13 protein-coding genes, 1 tRNA gene and 2 pseudogenes are annotated in these 20,954 nt (G+C 62.0%); 7 read left to right on the forward strand and 9 right to left on the reverse strand.

Annotated features, from left to right (window positions below; genetic code table 11):
- Positions 1–41 precede the first annotated feature (41 nt).
- A complete protein-coding gene (locus BP846_RS08000) occupies positions 42–305 on the reverse strand; it encodes a PRC-barrel domain-containing protein (RefSeq protein WP_292394187.1) in 264 nt (87 codons plus the stop codon).
- Positions 306–358: 53 nt separating this feature from the next.
- On the opposite strand from BP846_RS08000, the gene BP846_RS08005 reads away from it, so the two are divergent.
- On the forward strand, positions 359–1,495 hold the full coding sequence (locus tag BP846_RS08005) for a CBS domain-containing protein (protein ID WP_292394188.1): 1,137 nt from the start codon (positions 359–361) through the stop codon (positions 1,493–1,495).
- 489 nt (positions 1,496–1,984) lie between these two features.
- Here the strand turns inward: BP846_RS08005 and BP846_RS08010 are convergent, their stop codons facing one another.
- From BP846_RS08010 to BP846_RS08020, 3 genes are read right to left on the reverse strand one after another with little or no spacing between them, the layout of a single operon-like run.
- Positions 1,985–3,628: a radical SAM protein gene (locus BP846_RS08010; RefSeq protein WP_292394189.1), complete on the reverse strand. Its 1,644-nt coding sequence runs from the start codon at positions 3,626–3,628 to the stop codon at positions 1,985–1,987.
- The gene (locus BP846_RS08015) at positions 3,618–4,241 is read right to left on the reverse strand and encodes a 6-hydroxymethylpterin diphosphokinase MptE-like protein (protein ID WP_292394190.1); all 624 of its coding nucleotides are present in this window, start codon (positions 4,239–4,241) and stop codon (positions 3,618–3,620) included. The genes BP846_RS08010 and BP846_RS08015 overlap by 11 nt, the downstream gene beginning before the upstream one ends.
- The gene (locus tag BP846_RS08020) at positions 4,238–5,701 is read right to left on the reverse strand and encodes a DHH family phosphoesterase (RefSeq protein ID WP_292394192.1); all 1,464 of its coding nucleotides are present in this window, start codon (positions 5,699–5,701) and stop codon (positions 4,238–4,240) included. The genes BP846_RS08015 and BP846_RS08020 overlap by 4 nt, the downstream gene beginning before the upstream one ends.
- A 113-nt stretch (positions 5,702–5,814) precedes the next feature.
- On the opposite strand from BP846_RS08020, the gene BP846_RS08025 reads away from it, so the two are divergent.
- A tRNA-Lys gene (locus BP846_RS08025) sits at positions 5,815–5,887 on the forward strand.
- 396 nt (positions 5,888–6,283) lie between these two features.
- On the opposite strand, the gene BP846_RS08030 is transcribed toward BP846_RS08025, so the two are convergent.
- Together BP846_RS08030 and BP846_RS08035 are read right to left on the reverse strand one after the other, a co-directional pair.
- Positions 6,284–6,775 carry a chemotaxis protein CheW gene (locus BP846_RS08030; protein ID WP_292394194.1) on the reverse strand — a complete coding sequence of 164 codons (492 nt, stop codon included), beginning with the start codon at positions 6,773–6,775 and terminating at the stop codon, positions 6,284–6,286.
- Positions 6,776–6,785: 10 nt separating this feature from the next.
- Positions 6,786–8,639, reverse strand: coding sequence for a methyl-accepting chemotaxis protein (locus tag BP846_RS08035; RefSeq protein ID WP_292394196.1), 1,854 nt, complete (start codon positions 8,637–8,639; stop codon positions 6,786–6,788).
- 267 nt (positions 8,640–8,906) lie between these two features.
- On the opposite strand from BP846_RS08035, the gene BP846_RS08040 reads away from it, so the two are divergent.
- Entirely contained in the window at positions 8,907–11,108 is a 2,202-nt protein-coding gene (locus BP846_RS08040; protein WP_292394199.1) for a PAS domain-containing protein, read from the forward strand.
- A gap of 168 nt (positions 11,109–11,276) precedes the next feature.
- On the opposite strand, the pseudogene BP846_RS13125 reads toward BP846_RS08040, so the two are convergent.
- Positions 11,277–12,257 (reverse strand): annotated as a pseudogene (locus BP846_RS13125) (RNA-guided endonuclease InsQ/TnpB family protein); the annotation flags it as partial.
- Between the two features lie 161 nt (positions 12,258–12,418).
- Here BP846_RS13125 and BP846_RS13070 point away from each other — a divergent pair.
- Positions 12,419–13,264, forward strand: a pseudogene (locus BP846_RS13070) (PAS domain-containing protein); the annotation flags it as partial.
- A gap of 164 nt (positions 13,265–13,428) precedes the next feature.
- On the opposite strand, the gene BP846_RS08065 reads toward BP846_RS13070, so the two are convergent.
- Positions 13,429–14,151: a PAS domain-containing protein gene (locus tag BP846_RS08065; RefSeq protein WP_292394205.1), complete on the reverse strand. Its 723-nt coding sequence runs from the start codon at positions 14,149–14,151 to the stop codon at positions 13,429–13,431.
- Between the two features lie 281 nt (positions 14,152–14,432).
- Between BP846_RS08065 and BP846_RS08070 the strand changes: the two genes are divergently transcribed.
- A complete protein-coding gene (locus tag BP846_RS08070; protein ID WP_292394208.1) occupies positions 14,433–16,973 on the forward strand; it encodes a PAS domain S-box protein in 2,541 nt (846 codons plus the stop codon).
- Positions 16,974–17,000: 27 nt separating this feature from the next.
- Here BP846_RS08070 and BP846_RS08075 read toward each other — a convergent pair whose 3' ends face one another.
- Positions 17,001–17,888: an ABC transporter ATP-binding protein gene (locus BP846_RS08075; RefSeq protein WP_292394211.1), complete on the reverse strand. Its 888-nt coding sequence runs from the start codon at positions 17,886–17,888 to the stop codon at positions 17,001–17,003.
- A gap of 80 nt (positions 17,889–17,968) precedes the next feature.
- Here BP846_RS08075 and BP846_RS08080 point away from each other — a divergent pair, with 80 nt between their 5' ends.
- Together BP846_RS08080 and BP846_RS08085 are read left to right on the forward strand one after the other, a co-directional pair.
- The gene (locus tag BP846_RS08080; protein ID WP_292394214.1) at positions 17,969–19,774 is read left to right on the forward strand and encodes an ABC transporter permease; all 1,806 of its coding nucleotides are present in this window, start codon (positions 17,969–17,971) and stop codon (positions 19,772–19,774) included.
- Complete coding sequence (locus tag BP846_RS08085) at positions 19,771–20,853, forward strand: ABC transporter permease (RefSeq protein ID WP_292394217.1); 1,083 nt, start codon at positions 19,771–19,773, stop codon at positions 20,851–20,853. The genes BP846_RS08080 and BP846_RS08085 overlap by 4 nt, the downstream gene beginning before the upstream one ends.
- The last annotated feature ends 101 nt before the right edge of the window (positions 20,854–20,954 follow it).

The following is a 20,954-nucleotide window of genomic DNA, read 5'->3' on the forward strand; positions in this document are numbered from 1 at the left end:
TATCGGTAGAGGAGGATCCCCGGAAAGGTCGGATCTCGCGGTTATTCCTCTTTTGCCGGCGACCTGAAGATCCCGGGGATATGGCGGACGATGACGATATCTCCGATGCTCTTTATGATGCGGAAGGGGATCTGCAGTCCGGCGTAGCCCTTTACCTCTCCGATCTCAGGGTTGAGCTCCCCGACTGCGAGAGAGTCTATCTTTTTTTGGTCTACATCGATCACGACATCATCAACGTTTCCGACAAAGACAGCCCTGTCGGTATAGACGCGGAGTCCGAACAGCTCGGTGATCTGTGTTCTCATCGGTATCCCCTGAAGGTATACTACTATAAGTGATAAAAAGATACTCATTTTCCATGAATGCGTCGCTGCAGATCGGAAACCTTGCCGGGATTCCGGTCAAACTACACTGGAGTTTCCTCCTGGTGATCCCCCTCTTTGCCTGGATCATCGGGAGCCAGATCCTGCTCACGACTGAGTTGATCGCGGCCCTCTTCGGTGTTCCGATCGACGTGACGCTGATTGCGGCCGGGCTCAACCCCTACATACTCGGGACCGTCGTCGCGCTCGGCCTCTTTGTCGGAGTCTTCATCCACGAGATGGCCCACTCGCTCATCGCGAAAGCGAAGGGGATCAAGATCCACAGCATCACGCTCCTCATCCTCGGGGGCGTCTCCCAGATGGAAGAGACGATGCCGGACCCGAAGGTGGAACTTCCTATGGCGCTTGCGGGCCCGCTCACGAGCCTCGCGATCGGCCTCGTCAGCGCCGCCCTGGTCTACGTCTTTGATGCCATCGTCGCAGACCCGGGCATCGCCGGGGTTCTGGCCTTCACCTTCGGCTACCTTGGCCTCTTGAATATCCTGCTCTTCGGGTTCAACCTCCTCCCGGCGTTCCCCATGGACGGGGGGCGCGTGCTCCGGGCCTGGCTTGCCCGGAGGATGCCGCTCTCCCGCGCGACCCGGATCGCCGCCGATGTCGGGAAAGCGTTTGCCGTCCTCTTCGGGATCGTCGGGCTCCTGCTCTTGAACCCCATCCTGATCATCATCGCCTTCTTCATCTACATCGGGGCGAACCAGGAGGCCACGTTCCTCCGCTACAACATCCTGCTGCAGGACGTCACGGTGGCGGACGCGATGAGCAGCCCCGTCGTCACCGTAGAACCGACGACGCCGCTCTCCCGGCTGGTGGAGATGATGTATGAGACGAAACATCTCGGCTTTCCCGTGGTTGAGCGGGGAGCGCTTGTGGGGATCGTCGCCCTCGCCGACGTCCATAAGATCTCGCCGCTCGACCGGGAGGCGATGCAGGTGCGGGACGTCATGACCCGGAACCCGGCTACTCTCCCGCCGTCGGCGCCGCTTCTCGATGCGCTCCGGGTCATAACGGGCAAAGATATCGGGAGGATCCCCGTGGTCGCCGACGGCGCCCTGGTCGGGATCGTCACCCGGACGGACGTGCTCCGGGTGATGGAACTGCGGGAGGAGGAGTAGAGAGCGATTGTCCGCAGAATTGGTGTTTGAGCATCCGGAGGGGAGTCACCAACACCCGTTGCCGGACTTTGCGTGAAGCAACCGGGGTGCATGGGATCGCGGCCTGGAGCACCACCGCAACGATTCCAGATCATCGAACTCTGCTGGACCCCTGTCCCGGCTCTTGTGCTCGCCTCCACCCAAGCGGGGTGAGTGGCAGGTCCGGATCTCCCCGGGATCACCGGAGCAGGGCAGGATAAGGGTGGCCGTTGTCCCGGGAATCTCTCCTCCCCACCGGCAGCACAACGCTCCGTCCCCCCACCCCTCCCGGCCTTCGGACTCCTCCCCAGCCCCCGATGGGGCGGGGGCAGTGCGAGGCGATACCCGGGAACGGCCGTGCCCGGGCGTGCCCCGGGATGCGACCTTCCGAAGATACCCATCCACCTTTCTACGCGTAATGCAACCCGCGATCGGTGCTATCTGCCCGGAGGCACTCCTGTAAAGGCCGCTCTAAAACTTCATCACACCCTCGATCCCCGTCTCCCCGGCGATCTCCCGGAACTCTTCAAGGCTCCTAAACGGCCGGCGGGCGGCGATGGTTGCGGCCCTCTTTTTGCCGACGCCCGGAAGCCACCGAAGCGCCGCTACCGGCAGGGTGTTGACCTCCACCGGGCAGGGGAGGGCCGTCACCGACCGCATCCCCCAGTCTACCACGACGGCGTCGAGCACCGTCCCCACCCGAAGTTCGAGCGGGATCCCGACCAGGATGGGGTATGACCCCATCTGTCGCCCGAACGACGGTTTACCCGGGATCTCGATGATGATGTCACGGAGGACGGTCCCGGCCGGAAAGACCCGGCGGAGCATCGGTTCGTCGAACTGTGTCCGTGCCCACTCCTTAAACACGCGGAACCGGGCATCGTGTGCCCCGAGCGTGTTCTCTTCGTAGGCCGCCGTCCCCTCAAACGGCATAACCTGCCGGATGTTCACCCGCCGCACCAGAAGCCCGGCGTCGAGCACTCGCTGGAGAAACGCGGAGTTCGCGTCGAAGGTCGCCGGCGTCTCCCCCGCGAGGCCGACGATGAAGTTCAGGCCAGGGAGGAGTTCCGGGATGCCCCCGGTCCGCATCGCCCCGACGTCGTTGACGACCTCAATCGCCCGGAAGACATCGTCCGGCATGGCTTTGAGGTTGTTCGCCGCGACCACCTCCGGATCGGCGGTCTCCATACCGAAGGCCGCGGTGTCGCCGGGGGTGTGGCCGGCCACGATCTCCGCGAGCGCCGCCCGGGCCGCATCCTCGTGCCGGGCGATGGTTCCCGGATTGATGTTGTCGATGTGCAGGGTCAACAGGTCCGGGGCGTTCTCCCGGACGGCTGAGAAGAGTTCTCCGAGCACATCCGGGCGCGGGACCGGGAACTCCCCGCCGCTGCTCTGGTAGGCAAGGAGGTCCGGCTGCCGGCCGAGCCTGAAGTGGCGGGCGCCCGCCGCACGGAGCGCCGCCACCTCCTCCGCGACCCCCTCGATGCTCCGATAGCGCGGCAGCCCGTAGAACGGTTCGGTGCAGAAGGAGCACCCCCCGACCGTCGCCCGGGAGCACCCGATCGCGGTCTCGAGCTCGCACATAACGTACGGAAACGCCGGGTGCCGGGCGATGATCCCGGCGCCTGCCACGGACCAGGGGTCGGTCAGGGAGTAATCGGCCGCGCCGACAGGTTCGCCGCCCGAGAGCCAGGCATCCAGCGCCACCGCGGGCGACCCCGAGAGCGTGACGTCAAACCCGGCGATCGCCTGGCGGACGGCCTTTCTCCCGCCTCCGGGTGCGTAACCGAAGGCTATCGGACCGCCGATCGCGGTCTTCGGTCCCCGGAGCAGGGTCCCGAGCTGCTGGACCTCCGTCAGGGTCGCGGGCTTCCCCCCGATGTAGGCGCCGGGGACGGTCAGCCCTGCGACAATCACCACGAGGTCACCGCGGCCGTGGCCGGCAATCAGGGCCGGGTCGGACCGGACCTGATCGATGGTGACGTAACCGGGGGTGTAGCCGTGCCCGGAGAGGACGCCGGCGACCTCCCTGATGTAGGGGGATATGTAGGGTGCGACGCCGAGGCACGCAGGCTCGTCGACGTAGCCATCGATGATGAGAGCGTTAGAGGTCATACCCGATCAGGCGGAGGAGTTCCCCGGCCCAGAAGAGTTTTCCCCGCTTGACGGGGTCGACGTTCCGGTCGGAAAGATCGAACCCGATGATCCGGACCGATGCCGCCCCGAGGTCGTCGGCGGCAAAGACAGCCCGGTCGCCGTCGGTGAACCCGCCGAAGTTGTGGACGTGGGGCAAGGGCGCCGCCTGGGTGGTGGCGACGAGCGGGCCCGTGAGGAGGGGGACCCAGTGGCGGAGGAGCGGGATGTTATCGCCGTGGGCGTGCACGACCATCACCGTCCCCCGCCTGGAGAGGTCGATGAAGACGTCGGTCGCCCCGTCGAGGTCGGTGAAGACCGCATCGGGCCGGATACCGTGGCCTGCGAGCACTTCCGCAGCGGCATCGGCGGCAAGCACCGTCCCCTCGACAAGGTCGAGCTCCTCCGGGAGAGAGGGAGCGTTCCCGCAGACCGTCACCGTCCTGCCCTGGATGAGCGCCTCGAGGAGGCCAAGATCGTCCCGGCCGTCGGCCAGATCCGCAAGCAGCCGGGCGGCCGCCTCGTCCGCCTCGCGTTCGAACCCGAAATACTCAAGAATTGCGGTGTAGTGAGGTTCCCAGTCCGCAAACCTCATTGACTGCCCTCATTATTGTCCAGGCCGACTATGTTGGAGAATCGCTTGAGGATCGGGTCGATGATCAGGCCGAGCAGGTCCTCCTTCTCCTTCACCATGGAGAAGTAATTGAGCGGTATCATGGCGGCGGCCATTGTGGCGTGTCCGCCCGCCTCACCGATAGGGCCGAAAGCCTCGGCCATTACGTTCCCGAGGTGGAGCCTGATGTCCTTGTTCCGGGCCGATATAACGATGTTTTGGTCGCTGATACCGTAGACCAGCGCCGTGTTCACGCCTTCGAGGTGGATCAGGATATCGGCCGCCTGCGGGAGCGCGTCGCGGTTCCTGATGAAACCGACGTTCGAGAAGAGGTAGCCGCTCTTGACCCGCCGGTTCCGTATGGCATTTCCAATGATCTCCACGGTCTCCTGCGATATGGATGGGGATGTGATCTTGTCGAGGAGGTCCGAGTCGGTCAGCGGGAGGAGGAACGCCGCGTAGTTGAGGTCCTGGGGAGTGACGTTCCTCTTGAAGTCCCTTGTGTCGGCCCGGATCCCGTAGAGAAGCGCGGTGGCAACCGATTTGCTCACCGGGATATCGAGTTCCATCAGGTACTGGGTCATGATGCTCGCCGTGGCGCCGACCCCCGGCCTGATATCGATGAAGTCCGCAACGGTGGAAGGGTGCTCGCCGTTCTTGTGATGGTCGATGATGATGTTGACCCGGGTGGTCTTGGGGAGCTCGTTGTTCGTGCCGGGTCCAGATGAATCGACCAGGGCGATATAGTTGCACTCCTCGAGGATCTGGGGTGTGAGCCGCTCCATCTTGATCTCGAGGAGGTTGATGAACGCCCGGTTCTCCTGGTGCCCGATGTCCCCTTCGTAGAGGATGCGGCACGTAAGTTTGTTGTGGCTTGCGTGCCGGGCGACCATCGAGAGCGCCATGGCGCTCGATATCGAATCAGGGTCGGGGTTTAAGTGGGTGACGATGCAGAGCGTCCCCTCCCAGGCAGCAAGCATGTCGTAGAGCCGGAGCGCGAGCCTTGACGAGTGGAGCTTCCGGATGTGGTGGATGGCGGTCCTCGCAACCACCTCCTGTGGGTAGAGGACGATATCGGCGCCCTCCTGCTGGAGGAGGTCGACACTGACCGGGTCGGTAGCGCGTGCGATGACGTAAGTCGCCGGATACCGGTTCTTGATGGTCTTGAGCGCGGTCAGGTTGGCGTCACGGTCGTTTGCGAGGATGAACGCGACCTCCGGCACGGGCAGCCCCTCCATGAGGTTCGGGTCCCGGAGGTCGCGGACGAGCGCTTCGTATTTCTGGTCCCGAAGATCCTCCACCCGCTTCTCGTCCTTATCGACGATGATGAGATCTTCGTTCTCCTGCTCGAGCTCCTCCGCGACATTGTAGCCGGTGCTCCCGCAGCCAAAAATGATGTATTTGATACGTTCCTTCGAAACGTTCTGGACCGCCTCAGGCATGCGTACAATGGTGTAACTTCTCATAGTATTAAGGGATTCCATTTTGGTGATCTCCGGGAAGGTCCCACAAGATTTATACCCATTCCCGTGCTATACTATTAGGTCAGACACATGGGCCTGTAGCTTAGTCGGCAGAGCGACGGACTCTTAATCCGTAGGCCAAGGGTTCAAATCCCTTCAGGCCCGTCGAACACTCAATTTTGTGTATTGTTTGCATCTGGGTTCTCTGGAGATCGTTTCGGTGACGGTCTGCCTGATTTCAGTGATCACCCTCCTTGAGAGGATTCTCCCATTATGGATGGGGCGCCCGGCCGTCCGGTCAACCCCCATCGGCCTCCGTCCGCGCCATGGTTTCACACGAGAGACCGGATGTTGCAATTTTTTGGGGGTTCTGCAGGCACTTATATGCCGCTGCTATATATATTCAGCTCCAAGGGAAAAATCCGGGAGAGCGCTGTGCGGGAGACGGGGATCGCCAGGGGTTCCCTGTTCCGCACCCGCCCACCACAGGCGGGACGGTGGGGTCAAAAAAAGAGAGGATTGCGAGTACGCCGCGTTTTGCAGGCGCGATCGACCGGGCGCCTATGCCCGGCTGTTCCGGACGAGGTCGTCGAGTATCTTTTTGATGTCGACCCAGAGGATGAGCCCGGCCCCCTGCCGGCCCCTCCCGTCGGCCTGCTTCCGGTCGTCTTCGTCTCTTGCAAGTTTGATGATCCCCTTGACGAAGGCATGGACCCCGGAGGCGATCCCTTCGTCCATCAGCTCGATATCGTCCTCGGCCACCCGGATGACGCTGTGCACGTCATCCACAATGATGCCGAGATTCGACCCTCCGGTCGCCTCGGCCACGAGGACGATGATCTTCTGGTTGTCGCCCGATGCCCCCGGGATCTGGATCAGCCGTTTCAGGTCGATAACTGTGGTGATCTCTCCGCGGAGGTTCATGATCCCGGCGATGTAGTCCTGCGCCCGGGGGATGTGAGTTATGGGCATCATCTCCACGATCTCCCGGGCAAGCTGGATATCCATCGCATACAGTTCCTGTCCCAGCCCGAACTCAACGACGTCGATCATGCTCACGGCCTCACTGGAACTTGAACGCCGCGACCCTCTCGCGGAGCTGGTGCGCCATCTGCTGGATCTCGTTTGAGGCGCTGGCGACCTCCTCGGTCGAGGCGGACGACTCTTCAGCGAGCGCGGCGAGGTTCTCCGTGCCTTTCTCGGTCTCCTGGATCAAGGAGAAGACCTCCTCGATGCTCGTTGTGACCGCGTTTGCTGCATCGGCCTGGTTCTCGGTCGCCCGGGAGATGTCGGCGATGCCGCCGACGGACACGTTGACGTCGGCGACCATCTTATTGAGGGCCCCGATGGTCTTGTTCACGCTCTCGATCCCGCTGAGGATCTCCGTGTGGGCCCCCCGCATCGCCTCGGCGGTCTTCCCGCTGCTTGTGGTTACCCCCCCGATAACCTCCTCAATCTTCCGGGTCGCGCTCTTCGACTCCCCGGCAAGGTTCCGGACCTCGCCTGCGACGACCGCAAACCCGCGACCGTGCTCCCCGGCCCGGGCGGCCTCGATCGCGGCGTTGAGCGCGAGGAGGTTCGTCTGGTTCGCTATATCGGTGATCAGTTTCACGATATGGCCGATATCCTGCATCTTCTCGTTCAGGTTTGTGATCTCCCCGACGGCCTGCTCGGAGATCCGCTGCACCGCCTGCATCTTCGCGCCAGCCTCGTTCCCGAGCCCGACGGCCGCTTCCCCGGCCTTTGCCACATTCGTGGAGAGGTCACGGACCTCCTGAGCGGTGCTTGCAATCTCTTCCACGGCCGCGGAGAGGTCGCCGATCTCTTTCGTCACCCGGTCAAGCTGCCGGATCTGCTCTTTTGCGCCGTCGGAGGTCTTCTGGGCGGTGTTTGCCACCTGCTGGGATGCCCGGGCGATCTCGTCGGCACCCTTCCCGGCATCCATGACAATGTGCTCGAGGGCATCGGCCTGCTCGAGGGTCTGCCTGAAGAACTCCCTCTGCGCTTTGAGCGCCCCGTTCAGGTCCTTCTTGACTGCGTCAAGCGGGTCGCCCGGATAGGTGGGCGACGGCCGCGTCAGGTCGCCGGCAGCGACGGCGCCGAGACTCTCCGCGAGCTCTCCGATGCTCTTCTGGAGCTTTTGTTCAAGCGTCCGCCCTTCCGTGATATCGTTGTAGACCGTGAGCACGCTCGTGATGTCACCCTTCTTGTCAAAGAGCGGGATGTTGTAGCGATCGAGGATGCAGACGCCTGCAGGGAACTCGACGGTGACCTCGCCTTTGCTCGGCTTCCCGCTCTTCAGCGTATCAGCGGCACCCTGCCCCGACTGGCTGATGTACTTGAAGTCCCGCACGGAGAGGTGCGCGGACCGCTCCTCGGAAAAACCACTCACCTTTTTAAACGCCTTGTTGACGACCTTGATGGTCAGGTCGGCGTCCCAGAGGAGGATGGGCATCGGGTTTTCCTGGATGATCGCATCGGCCTGCTGCTGGAGCACCTCCATCCGCTCTATCTGCTGCTTCTGGTCGGTGATGTCCTTGTAGACGGTCATCACGCTATCGATGTTGCCCGTCCCGTCGGGGAGCGGGACGTTGTAGCGGACGAACGAGAAGGCGCCGGTCGGGAGCGCAACCGTTATCTCGCCGGATGTTGTCTGCTTTGTCCTGAAAGCCTCCGCCACTTCCTGGCCGGACTGGTTGCCGATATAACTGAAGTCCTTGATCGTCATGGACTCGGCCTTCTTTCGGTCGTAGCCGGTCATCTGCAGGAACGCCTTGTTCACTGTCTTCACGTGCAGGTCACGGTCCCAGATGATGATAGACATCGGGTTCTCCTGCAGGATGGTCTCCGCCTGCCGCCGGCTCTCTTCTGCCGCGGTTGAGATGAAGTTGTCTGATCCTTGTTCACTTGATATCATGGTTTGCCTCCTGTACGACTTCACATATTCTCTGCAGACTCCGCCGGGCCGGGCGAGGGGCAGAGCGAGCCCGGCCACCGGTCCAGGTGTCGGCTATCGTGCCAGCCCTCTCCACGCAGCGGATCAGATCTCCCAATTTTCGTCGCTAATGTAAGGCTATCCTCATTTTACCACTTAAAATAACTCTTATGCCATGCATGTTTGCCATGCATTTCCGTAAATTATATATACCATTTCCGGCATGACCTTACATCACGGTCATCCGCCATGGTCGATAGACAGACAGAGAAGAATCTTGCAGAGATACTCGGGATTTTACAGGAGCACCCGGGCGGACTGAGTATAAGCGATATCGCAACTCTCTTCCCGATGAACCGGAACTCGGTCTCGAAATACCTCGCGATACTGCAACGGCAGGGATCGGTCGATATGCGGCTGGTCGGCGCGGCAAAGATCTACTGCCCGACCCGGCGCCTGCCGGTCGCAGCCGTCCGCCGGTTCTGCTCCCCGAACCTCATCGTCGTCGACCACAACCTGGAGGTCCTGGAGGTATCCGACACGCTCGCGGGCATCCTCAGGACGACGCCTGAGGCTCTCACCTCCCGTCCGGTTTCGGTTCTGTTTTCCGGTACGTCTTCAGATGATGTTGCCTCCCTGCTCAGGAGGGCTCTCTGGGGAGAAGAGGGGACCTTCCGGTGGCGCCCGGGCTCTCGCAGGGGTGCCGCCTCCTTCCGGTTCTCCCTGATCCCCACCGTGCTTGAGACCGGCAGGCCTGCGGTCTCGCTCGTTATGGATAAGGTCCCGGAGGGGAGTGGTCCGGGAGAAGAGCGCCTGCTTGAGGCGTTGCGGCAGGAAGCACTCCGGGAAGACCGGGCCGAAGGAATCGTCCGCGTCTCGCCGGACGGGCGTACCAGGTGGGCCGACGAGGTCTACTCTCGGGTGGCGGGGAAGAGCGGGGACGACCTCGTCGGGAGGCAATTCCGCCCGTCGCTTGTCGAGGGAGAGAGAGCGGCGTGGCAGAAGTTTGTCCGGGGCCTCACGCCAGATAACCCGTCGGCGACGACCGACTGCAGGATGGTCATGCCGGACGGGAGCACCCGCTGCTACCGCTGGAGGGGTCGGGCGCTCTGCGGCCCTGAAGGCGAGATCCTCGAGTACCAGTACATCTGCTCTGATATCCACGGATTCAGGGTGCTCGAGGAATCCCTGCGCCGGCAACAGCAGGCCCTTGAGCAGGAGGCAAACAGCCGGGCGGCCGCACTCAGGGAGAGCGAGGAGCGGTTCAGGGCGATCTTCGAGGAGTCGCCCGCCGGGATGGCGATCTGCGGCATGGACGGTGCCGTGGTTCGCGTCAACCGTGCGCTTCTCGAGATTTTAGGCGTCCTGGACCTGGACGGGATCGAGGGGAAGAACGTCTTTGCAGGTCTGCAGATCCCCGCGGAGGTGCCGGCCTGCCTCCTGGGCGGAAAGACGGCCCGGTTTACTATTCCGTATTCCCGGAAAAATTACCACCACTCCAGTTGTTGCGATATGTCGGACGATCCGGAGATGATCTGCCTGGAGAGTGTGGCATCGCCGGTACTCTCCGGAGAGGGGGGTGTACCTTCCGGATTCGTGCTGCAACTCTGCAACGTGACCGGGCAGAAGAAGGTGGAAGCTGTTATTAAAGAGGCCGAATCGCGGTACCGGAACCTCTTTGAGACACTGGCCGAAGGCGTCATCTACCTGGGGGATGACGGCAGGATCATCGATGCCAATCCTGCCGCCGAACGCATACTCGGGTATTCACTCTCGGATATGCAGGGTAGAACCGAGAGTGAACTCCGGTGGCGGTTTATCGGTGAGGACGGCACCGGGTACCCAGGATACCTGCTCCCGCATATGGCAACCCTGGCAACCGGCATACCGGAGAGAAAGACCCTTGGCATCTTCAACCCCCGGGAAGGCGGGTACCGCTGGCTTGATCTCCTTACCGTTCCCCGTTTCCGGCCCGGCGAAGAGAACCCGTTCCAGGTTATCACCATCTTCTGCGATATTACCGGGCAAAGAGAGGTCGAGGCGGCACGGGCGGAGAGCGAAAAGCGGTACCGGATATTGACCGAGTCGCTGCCGGACGTCGTCTTCCTGCTCGACCCGGATGGGCGCCTGCTCTACGTTAACTCGTCCGGGGCGCGGATGCTGCACCGCCCCCGGGAAGATATCCTCGGGAAGAGTCTCCCCGATCTCTTCCCGGGCGGCCAGGGTGCAGACTACCGCCGGAACGTCGCGTCGGTGGCGGCTACCGGCACGATCAAAAACAACGTAAGCCGGCTGCCGTTGCCGGATGGTGAGGTCTGGTATGATATGCGGCTCATCCCGGTCCGCGCGGACGACGGGACGTGCCGCTACGTGATGGGCGTCGCCCGCGACATCACGGCATCGAAACGGGCGGAGGAGACGTTGCGGATTGACACTCTCCCCGGGCTTTAGCCGGGAGATTCTTGCTTCGTTGACCGGAACTTGCACCACCAGAATTGGCGGTGTAGTGGTTCTGATCTCCACAAGCGTAGATTCGGGTGTGCCCCACCCTACGGCTGCTCGTTTCAGAATATTCTGCGCGGCGTTCAGATCTCGCGGGACAGTGTATCCGCAGACCGGGCAGGAATGGGTTCGCTGCGCGAGATCCTTCTTTTCGCGGTGCCCGCAGAGGAAACAGTCCTGGGTCGTATAGGCCGGATCTATGAGGTGGACATACGTACCAGCATTCGCAGCTTTGTAGCGTATGAACTCCCGGGCCTTGTACCACGCGGCATCGAGAATAGATTTAGATCTGCCGCGGAGTTTCGCATCCAGCGACTCAACCATCGGCCTGATGTCCAGGTGTTCCAGGGCGATGTGATCGTATCGATCAACATAGTATCGGCTCCACTTGTGCAGGAAGTCGTTCCTCCGGTTCTCCACCTGCTCGTGGATCCGGGCAACCGCGACCCGTTGCTTGCGGCGGTTCCTGCTGCCCTTCACTGCCCGGGATAACTTTCTCTGAGCACGCCGGAGTCGCTTCGCCGACTTCCTGACGTTATGCGGGTGCTCGAAGACCACTCCGTCGGTATCGGTGGAGAAGTTCTCCAGGTTGAGGTCGATCCCGACCGCCCGGGTACCGGTCGTCGGCTCGGGCGTGTCCGGAGTCTCGGAGATGATCGCCACAAACCACTTGTGAGCAGGCGTGTGCTTGATCACGATCTGCTTGATCCGCCCGGGTACCGGGCGGCTGAGTTCGATCCGCATCTCTCCGATCTTGCTCAACCGGAGGCGGTTGCCCGTGAGCTTGAACCCGGTCGAATCAAATTCCATCGAGTGCACCCACTTCTTCCGGAGCTTGCCGACCTTTCTCCCCTTCGCTTTCATCGCTCTCAGGGCTCGGAGGCTGGAGACGATCCGGTGGATCACTTTCTGGAGGACGTGGCTCTGCACCTCTTTCAGTTCCGGGTGCTGTTTCTTGAGTTCCGGTAAAAGAGAGTCCCGAAAGACGTTGTTGTCGAGACAGTGGTTCCGTACAAAGGTGCATCTCGCAAACCCGGTGAACAGCTGGTGCTCAACGGTGTGAGAGGGGTATGCACGGTAACGGGTGACGTGTCTCATTGACGGGACCAATAGAGGGATTGGGCCTCATCAGTCTATACGATATGCCGTGCGGGGGGATTCGTGAACGGACCAAAGGGCGCAATTCTCCCCATGGCTCAAGCCGGGGGCTTGCTTGCACCCCTTGAACCCCAGTTTTCTGTCATGCGGAACGGTTCAGGAGGATATTTGAGGATTCCCCCACCGGGATCGCGGTCTGCGATCCCCGGGGGGTGCTGCTCCACGTCAACCGGGCCTGCCTCGAACTCTTCGGGATCGCCCGTCTCGACGATGTACGGGGGATCAACCTCCTGCAGGCCTGCAGGGCGCTCGGGAACTGCGAGGTGCAGTTACCCGGAGATGCGGCGACCCCGCTTGAGTGCCGCATCGACTTCGACCAGATCCGCAGCCGGGATCTCCTCCCAACGGCCCAGACCGGGTCCATCCACATCGGGGGCGTCATCAGCCTGCTCAGGTCACCCGACAGTGGATCCCCGGACGGCTACCTCATCCAGATACACGATATCACCAGCCGCGTTCTGGCGGGAGGAGCACTCCAGGAGTCCTGTGACCGGCTGGCCGGCATCGCCAGGCATCTGCCCGATGCCATGTTTGCAATCGACCGGAAGGGAGTCGTCACCACCTGGAACCTGACGATGGAGGATCTAACCGGGATCCCCGCAGAGGAGATGCTCGGCAAAGGAAACTATGAGTATGCCCTCCCGTTTTACGGAAAGAGGACTCCCATGCTCGCGGATAAGGTACTAAAACCCGATGAGATACTCCGGAACCGGTACCGTTCCGTCACGTATGCCGAGGGGAACGGCATCACCGCAGAGACCGTGATATCGCCCCACAGCGGTGATTCGCCACGGACATGGTGGGTGAGGGCCGCCCCGCTCTACGACGGCAGGGAGGAGGTTGCCGGTGCCATCGAGTCGATCCGGGACATCACGGAACAGAGACGGGCCAAGGAAGTCCTGAAGAAGGAGAGGATCTTTACGAACACGGCCCTTGAGATACTCTGATGTGTTGCTGACCTCGATGCGCGGGGGCATCACAAGTAGTAGAACAGCCGGCGCCGATACAGGAGAGGCAGGCGGCGGGAGCAATACCTGCGCCGGGATCAACGGTCCTCCCCGCATTCCCGGTTTTATCACAGTGTCGCTCAGAACCTCCTGACGCCCTGCCCCTACGGGGTGATATCCCGGTAAACGGTCAGTATCTCTATGACGTTCCCGTCTCCGTCCACAAGAGGAGTGCTGTACCGGATCAGGGTGCGGGTTCCTGCAGGAAGGTCGAGCGTGACCTCCTCAAGTACCGTCTGCCCCTCCAGAGCCGCGTCCGCGATCTTCCGGGCGGTCCGGTCGAGAGATTCAAAGTCATGGACACTCATCGATTCCAGGGTTTTTCTCTCATACCCTGTCATCTGCAGGAACGCCTTGTTTACCGCCCGGAGGGTCATAGCCAGATCCCAGATGACGAGGGGCATGGGGTTCCCCTGGATCACCATCTCCGCCCTCCATTCTGCGGCCCGCGCCCCGGCAAGCAGAAGGTTTTCTCTGCTGGAATCCCGGATCGAGACCGGGATCACAACGGCATCGTCGATACGGGCGGCCGCGAGGGCGATCTCAGCATCGAAGGTCGTGCCGTCCGCCCGCCGGCACTGCCATGCAAACCTCCCGGGTCTGCCGCGTATCGCATCCAGGATACAGGCATGGATCGCTTCTTCGGATGCCCTTCCGTCCGGCTGCCGTGGGGGCGAGAACCAGGAGACATCCCGTCCAATGACCTCCTCCCGCCCGGCAACACCGAAGAGTCTGCCTGCGGCGGCATTTCCTTCGATGCACCTGCCGTTCTCGACCAGCAGTACCGCATCAGGCAGAGTATACAGTATTGCCCGATACCATGTCATCTTCTCTTCCAGTGGAGAGGGTTCCTGGCACAATTTGCTTCACATCCTTCTTTCCGGACCGGGCAAACGAACGGCTCCTCCTCCCCACCGTGCGTGTCGTCGTCGTGCCGCATCTTCGGATCCGGGAAGGAAGCTGTCTGCAAGCCTTCGTAACCTGGTAATCTCCTGGAGATGGTTTCAAATCTCCGATTTGCCATGCAAAGGCGCCATGCAATATAGGAAGTATTTATCTGGACCTGCAGTATGTTGCATTGAAACCGGGTGCCGGTACGATTATGGATATGGATTTGGTGGAAGTTACGGAGAAGATACGGGAACTCCTCAGGTTACACCCCGAAGGGTTGAGCATCACATCAATATCGTCCCTATCCAGGATAAACCGGAATACCCTCGTGAAGTACCTGGAGGTCGCGCAGAGCCAGGGCCTGGTCGGCATGCGGCAGGTAGGTGCGGCAAAGGTGTACTTCCCGGCAGATCGTATTCCGGTCTCGGCTGTGCGCAGGTTCTGCCGCCATTACATTATTCTCGATCACCTTCTCGATGTAATCGAAGTGTCCGCGTCGATGCCGGCCAGCCTGGGCATGCCTGCCGGGGAGCGCGGCACCGGACGCCGTATCGGTGATCTCTTCCCCGGCCTGCGGGGGATCGCCGATCTCGAGGCGCGGCTGCGCTCCGCGCTGCGGGGTGAGGAACAGACAGTGCTCTGGCAGACCGGCAAACACCAGGGCGAGAGGGTGTTTTCCGTCTCGTTCATACCTACGGTGCTTGAGTCCGGACGCCCGGCGATGTCCCTGGTCCTGGACGACGTCACGGAGAGCGATCGCAGCGGTGAAGGGGGCGAACTTGATGTGCTGCGGTCTCAGGCGCTCTTCGAGGACCAGAGTGAATATATCGTCAGGCTCTCCCCGGAGGGGTATATCTGGTGGGCAAACCCCGGCTACTGCAGGATGGCGGGTCAGGCGAAAGAAGATCTTGTGGGGCGGCGGTTCCAGCCACCGGTCACCGGGGACGAGAGAGAGCAGTGGAACCAGCAACTCCGCTCTCTCACTATCGAGCACCCGGCAATGACGATCAGGTGCCGCATCAGCGCCCGGCATGGAGTGTCGCTGTGGCAATGCTGGACGTTGCGGGCGCTGTATGCTTCGTCCGGAAAGCTCCTGGAATACCAACTGGTGGGTCACGAGATCAGCGAATACATGACAACCCGGGGCGAACTCCTGCAATACAGGGAGGAACCCGGGAGACGGGCTCCGGCCTGGATTGTCGATCCCCGGGAGAGAGAATTTTGGTATTACGAGGATATCGCACACCGTGAACAGATCGAGAGCGCGTCGTGGTTTGCCCGGTTTGCCGTGGAGATGGCTACCGACGGCATCTGCTGGATCGATCTCTCCGGCCGCATACTCCATGCAAACCGTGCACTATGCGAGGATCTCGGGTATACTCGGGACGATCTGCGATTGCTGTATCTCCCGGAGATCGACGCCCGGTGTGACCGGGAGTCGCTTGAGCAGATGTGGGCGACACTCCGACGCGAAGGCCGCTACCGTACCGGATCGATGCTGCGGAGGCTCGACGGAACGCTTCTTCCGGCCGGGATAACTGCAAAATACCTCAAATTGAACGGCAGGGAGTATTGTTGTGCAGCCTTCCAGCTCATCTCCGGGGCCGGGGCGACAGATGATGTCCAGTGGCGGAGCGAAGACCTGTTCAGGAAGGCTTTTGACGAATTTCCGACCGGATTAGCGCTCTACGACCGGGAGGGCGCCCTGGTCCATGCCAATAAAACTTTCCAGGAACTCTCCGGCCCTCTCCCGACTTCAGGGATCAAGTTATTCCAGTATCCCGGCCTCACCCGTGAAGAGATCAGCGTGCTGCAGCAGGGTCGCCGGGTCAGGTGTTCGCGTTCCATCGCCCACGGGGAGGGTAATCCCGGCATCATGCCCCTCGAAACGACCATCACCCCGCTATGCGACCTCCCAAAGCACCCTCCCCCGGGGTACCTGGTCAGGGTGCAGGAGCCCGACGAGCAGGAAAAAACCGGAACTGCAGTTAGATCGCCCGGATACCTGCTGGAAGAGGCTATGCGGAATCTCCCGGAAGCAGTGTTTGCTATCGATCGCGACGGGAGGGTCATGGCCTGGAACCGGGCCATGGAGACGATGACCGGCATCAGTGCGGCCGATATGCTTGGGAAGGGGAACTACGAGTACTCACTCCCGTTCTACCGGGGACGGGTGCCCATGCTCATCGACCGGGTGATCGGCTCCGACACCTCACCGGGAGACGGGTATGCCTGCTACATACGGGAGGAAGGAGATTGTCTCATCGCAGAGAGGACCATCTCCCTGCCCGACGGATACTCGCGGGTGTTCAGGGAGAAAGCCGTTCCAATCTACGCTTGTGCAGGGAAGATCACCGGTGCGATCGGGTTCGTCTACGACATAACGGCCCTGCGCCACACGGAGGAGTTGCTGAAACGGGAACGGATATTCAATACTGCCGTTCTCGAGACGATTGATGCCCTGGTCGTGGTTGCGGATGATGACGGCCGGATCGTGTGGTGCAACGAACGGTGCAGGGCGTTGACCGGGCATAAGGGGCACGATCTGACCAGCCGGCGGGTTCATGAACTCTTCGGCGGAGATCACGTGGATGCGGGACGGCTGTTCACCGGGCCGGGGTTGGTGAAGGACAGGGAACGGCCGCTGGTACGGTGGTCGCGCCGGACATTCATCCAGCCGGGTGCGGGAAGATTCGAGATCTATACCGGGATATACCCGGGCCCGGTTACCGATGAAGCGCTGGAAAAATCTGTATAGTGGCAGCGCGGCCGAACGGATCCCGCGTCATCGCCCGATCTTCAAGAGCATCTCCTCAAGCGTCGGGTAGTGCGACTCGATCCGATCGATCCCGGCGCCGTCGGCCGCAAGTGTCGCGGTCGTCCGGTTCAACTCCTCGACGGAGCATGCCTCGGCGAGGTAGCGGCCGTCTCGGACGGAGTACTCGACGGATGTGGTGAAGGCCGCCGGATCCGGGATCCGGAAGGAGATCTGATAGGTGATGGAACCGAAGATCTCCCGGAGTTCGGGCATGGTCCCTTTCGCCACCACCCTCCCCCGGCGCAGGATCAACACGAGGTCGCAGGCCTCCTCCACCTGGAAGAGGTTGTGCGCCGAGAAGATCACCGTCTTACCCCCTTCCCGAAGGCCTTTGACGTAGTCGAGCACCGACCGGGAGGTCATGGGATCGAGCCCGGAGGTGGGCTCATCATAGACGAGCAGGCCCGGGTCGTGCATCAGCGACCTTGCTATGGCAACCTTCCGCTTCATGCCCTTCGAGAGTTCCCCGATCTTTTTGCCGTCCGGTTCGAGCGCGAGCCCCGCGAGGAGGTCGTCACGCCGGGTCCTGATGGCGGCCCTCGACATGCCGTAGATCTCGCCGAAGAACGCGAGATAGCCATCCACGGTCATCGTCTCGTAGAGCCGGGACTCCTCGGGGAGGTAGCCCAGGTTCTGCTTCAGGTCGAGCGGTCTTGCGACGACATCGATCCCGTCGATGACGAGGCTTCCTGCCGTCGGGGCGGTGAGGCCGGCCATGATCTTTAGGAGCGTCGTCTTCCCGGCCCCGTTATGCCCGATCACACCGAGTATCCGCGCGTCGTCGAGGTCGAACGTGACGCCGTCGAGGGCCGGGAAGTCGCCGTAGTGTTTGACAAGAGAGCGGGCCGTGATCATTGGGTATCCCCTATGTCTCCGATGCCTACTAATAGGTTGCTGCACAGAGATATGGTTCTCCGACGCCCTCCGGGATTACCATGAGTCTCGCCTCCTCCATCCGAACGATAGCCGTCTGGGAGATGAACCGGTCGATGACCACGATGGGGAGAAACGTCCTCCCGCTCGCGGCAGGGCTGCTCGTCCTCCTGGTGCTGGTGACCATGTTTGCCGCCCAGAGCGGCGTCCATATGCAGGACGGCATGTACCACATCGGCATCGACGACCCCGACGTTGCCCGGGTCGTCGCCCCCGATAACCGCTTTGCTGTCGACCTCGCCGACGGCCCTGCCCTCTGGGCGGACCGGCTCGCATACGATATCGTCATCCTGCACGGCGAGGTCTACGTCGCCGACACGGATAAAGGGCGGGCGGCCCTGACATCGCTCGAACGCGACTATGAGGCCTACGTCTCCCGTGTCGCCACCGGAGAGCCCGACCTCTTCGCCGCCTACCCGCTCTGGATAGACCTCCAGTACGTGAAGAGCGAGATCGATTTTCTGGCGACCCAGAGCGGACAGCAGGTCGGCGCCCCGGCGGATGCCCGGGAGCCTCCCATCTCCTCCGCCCCGGTCGAGGCGGTGACCCTCCCTCCGTCGGCCATGCCGGTCTCCGAGGAGGGCCTCAGGCAGCACCTCGCGGAAGCGAGGAGTGGCCACCCCCTCTCCCGCTATACCACCATCAATCCGGGAGGTTCCACGATGGACCGGTTCAAGACGCCGTCAGAACTCTCGGCGCCGCTTCCCTTCGACTCCATCATCCTGGTCTTCGTCTTCATATTTCCCCTCTACTTCACCTCCCAGTTCTTCATGATGAGCGTGATGCACGAGCGGGTGGGAAGGGCCGGGGAGGCCCTCCTCTCCTCCCCCGTCCGGCCGTCTGCTATCGTCATCGGCAAAGCGCTCCCCTACTTTACGATCATGCTCCTCGTTGCGGCCGCCATCACCCTCTTCGCCGGGGCGCCGCTTACGATCCTCCTCCCACTCATACCGGTCATCCTCTTCTTCCTCGCAAACGCCCTGATCATAGGGATGGCCGCCCGGAGTTTCAAGGAACTCTCGTTTGTCTCGATCTTCTTCTCGACCCTCGTCACATCGTACCTCTTCTTCCCGACGGTCTTTGCGAACACTCACGTCATAAGCATCATCTCCCCCCTCACCCTGGTCGTCCTCGAGATCCAGGGCGACGGATTTACCGCGGCGGAGTACGTCTACTCGACCGCGCTCTTCTTCGCTACAAGCATCATCCTCTTCTACGCCGGGACCGTGAACTTCCGGGAAGAACGGCTCTTCTCGGAAAAGCCCCTCACATCAAGGCTTGCTGACTTCGTCTCGGGCGGGATCAGCCGCGACCACCCGCACCTCTCGCTCTTCCTCCTTGCCGCCCTCTCGATACCGTTCGTCTTCATGGTCCAGATGATGACGCTCGTCCTCTTCTTCAATATCCCGATGCCGCTCTCTCTCGTCCTCCTGATAGTCTCTGCGGCGTTCATCGAGGAGTTCGCCAAGTCGGCCGGGCTCTATGCGATAGCAAGGGAGCGCCCGGGGTTCCTGACCGCGAAAAACCTGCTCGCCGGGGCGTTTGTCATCGGCCTCGGGTTTCTTGCGGGAGAGAAACTCCTCCTCTTCGCCACGCTCGCCCAGATCACCGAGTCGATCTTTGGGAGCGTTCTCTTCCTCTCCCTCGGGGTGCTCTGGATGCCTCTCCTCCTCCACATCACCGGGGTGCTGATCACCGGCGGCTTCCTTCTGCTCTGGGGGCGGCGCGCCTACGGGCCCGGCCTCGTCGTGGCGAGCGTGGTGCACAGCCTCTATAATCTCCACTTCATACTGGGAGGTCTCCTATGAACGCCCGCCATATCGGCCTTATCGCGAAGAAAGAACTCCGGGGACTCTCATCGGAGAAGACGATCGTCTTTGCCGTCCTCCTGCAGGTCTTCATCGCCATGTTCTCCTCGTTCCTGATGGTGGGGCTCACCGCCATGTACGACCCGGAGGCGATCGAGGGCTACTCGACGGTAACCTACGGCGTCGGTTACGCCGGGGCCGACTCAGCCCTTATCGATGAATTCGCAAAACGGGACGACCTCGTCCTTCACCGGATGGACCTCGGCCAGGCGCTCGCGGCGCTCCGCGAGCGGGAGGTTGCGGCGGTGGTCTATGTCCCGGATACGCCGCCGGACGCAGAAGGACCGGTCACGGTCACGCTCTACCTCATTCAGAACGACCTGCAGTCGAGCGTCATCAACGTCAAGATCAAGGAGGTTCTCCAGGGCTACGAGCGAGAACTCCGGGAGGTCCGGGCCGACCGGATGACCTCCTTCCCCATCGGGCTGAACTTCCCCGAGTCCGGGGGCGCGGAGAACTTCTTTGAGTTCGTTTACGGCCTCCTCATACCGCTGCTTGCCCTCCTCCCGGCGGTCATATCGGCGGCCCTGATCATCGACCTCATCACCGAGGAGTACCAGCGCCAGACTCTCGAAGCGCTCATGTCGACGCCGGTCACGTTCGTGGAGATGGTCTGGGGGAAGATCGCCGCCTGCGTGGTTCTTGTCCCGGTCCAGGCCGCACTCTGGCTCCTCCTCCTGGGGGCAAACGGCATCGCGGTCGGGAACGCCGCCGCGATCCTCCTCCACGCCTCAGTGGGGGGGCTCTTCCTCATCCTCCTTGCGGCCCTCGTCGCCCTGTACTACCGCGAGCGGACGAGCGCCCAGTTCATCTTCTCGACGGTGCTCGTCGTGGTCTTCCTCTTTGTCATGGCCGTCCCCTACAACCCCTTAAACCTCATGGTCCGGCTGGCGGTGGATACCGTCGGTCCCGTCCACTGGCTGATCCTCGCGCTGGTCGCGGGCGCGACGGCCCTCCTCGGGTGGACCGTCACGACCTACGCCCGGCGGGTCGGGGAAGCCACCCCGGCAGCCCGGTGAGCGGGATGGACGGGGAGTTGGGTCATCCCGCCTCCGCACCGCTCTTGGCCGGGGATCCGCCCAGGTCGTGCAAGGCTCTGACCGACCCGGTGGAGGGGCTC

The organism is Methanoculleus sp. UBA303 (assembly GCA_002501655.1).
Classification (GTDB): Archaea; Halobacteriota; Methanomicrobia; order Methanomicrobiales; family Methanoculleaceae; genus Methanoculleus.